The sequence below is a fragment of the Gordonibacter pamelaeae 7-10-1-b genome, assembly GCF_000210055.1.
Taxonomy (GTDB): Bacteria; Actinomycetota; Coriobacteriia; order Coriobacteriales; family Eggerthellaceae; genus Gordonibacter; species Gordonibacter pamelaeae.
In genome coordinates this window covers 1,985,332-1,987,790 of sequence record NC_021021.1, presented here as the reverse complement: position 1 = coordinate 1,987,790, position 2,459 = coordinate 1,985,332, and the positions used below count along the sequence as shown (strand labels likewise).

Genomic DNA, 2,459 nt, shown 5'->3' with positions numbered 1-2,459 from the left:
CGCCGCGGGGCACGGGCGACGCGCGCGACCTTCCTTCTGCGCGCATCCGCCGAGCACGATGCGCGTTTTCGTCTGGCTAGCTAGCCAAGCCGCGATAATGGTGATAATCTAGTATAAGACGTAATCTATCATTACCGGGACGGTCAGCGTGCCCGGGCGACGCATGCAGGAAGGGACGAAGGCCATGGAGACCTACTACAACCCGGAAGACCTCGACAAGTTCTCGACGATGGGCGAGGAGGCCCCCGAGCTCTGGGACCTCTACATGGCCTACTACGGCAAGGTGTTCGCCGAGGGCGCGCTCACGGCGCGCGAGAAGGCGCTCATCGCGCTGGCGGTGGCCGGCGCCGTGCAGTGCCCGTACTGCATCGACTCCTACACGCAGTCGTGCCTGGAGAAGGGCGTGACCGAGGAGCAGATGACCGAGGCTTTCCACGTGGCCAACGCCATCCGCGGCGGCGCCGCGCTCGTGCACGGCGTGCAGATGAAGAACGTGGTCAAGCAGCTGGAAATGTAGCCATGCCGCAAACCAGCGAACAGGCCCAGGCCGTCATGGACTCGTTCCCGCCGTTCTACGAGCGAACGGACGAGGCCACGCGCCGCACGCGCGGGCAGCTCGACGTGCTGCAGGTGAACGTGGGCCGCCTGTGCAACCTGGCGTGCCGCCACTGCCATATGGACGCCGGCCCCGCGCGCACCGAGGTCATGGCGCGCGAGACGCTGCAGCAGTGCCTGGACGTGGCCGCGGGCCGCGGCTTCAAGACGCTCGACGTGACGGGCGGCGCACCCGAGATGAACCCCGATTTCGAATGGTTCGTCCGCGAGGGGGCATCCCGCGGCCTGGACGTCATCGTGCGCTCGAACCTCGTGGTGCTGCTGGACGGGCCCTACCGCCATCTGCCCGAAGTGTTCGCCGAGCTGGGGGTCACCGTGTTCGCCTCGCTGCCCCACTACACGGCGAAGCCGGTGGAGAAGCAACGCGGCGCCGACACGTTCGACGGCGTCATAGCCATGTTGCAGAAGCTGAACACGCTCGGCTACGGCGCGTCCGAGGGCGCGGGCGGGGAAGGGCCCGTGCTGAACCTCGTGTTCAATCCGAGCGGTGCGTTCCTGCCGCCCGACCAGGAGGCGTTGGAGCGCGAGTACCGCGCGAAGCTGGCGGAGGACTACGGCATCGTGTTCGACCACGTGTTCGCCATCGCGAACAACCCGCTCGGGCGTTTCGGGAACCTGCTGCACAAGACGGGGAACCTGGAGCGCTACATGAACAAGCTCGTGGGCGCGTTCAACCCCGAAACCGTGCCGGCCATGATGTGCCGCAGCCAGCTCTCCGTGGGTTGGGACGGCACGCTGTACGACTGCGACTTCAACCAGGCGGCCGGCCTGCCCTGCAAAAACGGCCTGACCATCGCGGAGCTGGCGGCCGACCCGTCGCTGCCGCTGCAGCGCGACATCGCGTTCGGCAACCACTGCTACGCCTGCTGCGCCGGCGCCGGCAGCAGTTGAGGCGGCTCCACGGCGTAGTTTGCGCCGTTAAGCGATGCTGGTGCTGACGAAGTGCCGCTTCCGTTCGCGGAAGCGGCACTTCCTTTACCAGCCGGGCGGGAGCGCGCGCCGAGGTCAGCCGGCTGGTAGAAGAGGGGGGCGCGGCACCGGCTCAGTCGCATCTCGCGCCGTTCGGCCGTTCTGCGCGTCTTTTCTCGCGTTGCGCACTGGTCGCTCTACGCGTTCGCTGGCGGTGCTTGCGTCCCTCCTGCGCCGGATCGCCTTGCGCGTCCCGCGCGGGCCGGCCCTAGATGTCGATCGTCAGGCCGTCGGCGGCGGGCTTCACGCGGCCGCCGTACTGCTGCAGGTACTCCTCCAGCTCGGCGAGCGTGACGGGCTCGTCGTAGTGCATGGCCAGGTGCGTGAGGTAGAGCGTCTTGGCGCCCAGCTCCAGGCCTTCCTCGATGCACTCCTGCACGCTGTGGTGCGCGTCGGGCGACCAGTTCCGCTTCCAGAACGTGGCGTCCATGGCCATGACGTCCACGTCGCGCACGCGCTCGGCCGTCTCGGGTGGCAGCTTCCCGGTGTCCGACGCGTAGAACAGACGCGTTTCGGGTGTCTCTATGAGGTAGCCGTACGTGCCCGGTGCATGCGTCACGGGCAGCGCCGTGTAGCGCACGCCGTCGAGCTCCAGCTCGTCGAAGGGGGCGAGCTCGCGCATGTCCAGGCAGTACGTCATGTAGTGGAACTCGATGCCCGCCCCCTCGAGGGCCGCAGCGCTGCCATAGGTGGGCAGCGGGGCCTTGCGCACGAGCTGCACCAGGTACTCCAGCTCGCCGAGGCCCCCCAGGTGGTCGAAGTGCGCGTGCGTGTACAAGAGCTCGTCCACGCGGCGCACGTCCTCGCGCAGCAGCTGGTGGCGCAGGTCGGGGGGCGTGTCGATGAGCACGTTCCTGCCGGGCGAGCCGTCGGCG

General features: G+C 68.1%; 3 protein-coding genes. 2 read left to right on the top strand and 1 reads right to left on the bottom strand.

The genetic code is table 11. The annotated features are described in order from the left end of the window. The first annotated feature begins 184 nt into the window (after window positions 1-184). Window positions 185-517: an arsenosugar biosynthesis-associated peroxidase-like protein gene (locus GPA_RS09175; protein ID WP_041239384.1), complete on the top strand. Its 333-nt coding sequence runs from the start codon at window positions 185-187 to the stop codon at window positions 515-517. 2 nt (window positions 518-519) lie between these two features. Beyond that, on the top strand, window positions 520-1,506 hold the full coding sequence (arsS, locus tag GPA_RS09170) for an arsenosugar biosynthesis radical SAM (seleno)protein ArsS (RefSeq protein WP_015539691.1): 987 nt from the start codon (window positions 520-522) through the stop codon (window positions 1,504-1,506). A 286-nt stretch (window positions 1,507-1,792) separates the two neighbouring features. Here arsS and GPA_RS09165 read toward each other — a convergent pair. Then, the coding region (locus tag GPA_RS09165; protein ID WP_083809027.1) for an MBL fold metallo-hydrolase at window positions 1,793-2,459 on the bottom strand (667 nt) is incomplete at its 5' end.

What these genes read in the sequence shown, in the direction of transcription:
- GPA_RS09175 (WP_041239384.1), top strand. Translation starts at nt 185, where the DNA reads ATGGAGACCTACTACAACCCGGAAGACCTCGACAAGTTCTCGACGATG.
- arsS (WP_015539691.1), top strand. Translation starts at nt 520, where the DNA reads ATGCCGCAAACCAGCGAACAGGCCCAGGCCGTCATGGACTCGTTCCCG.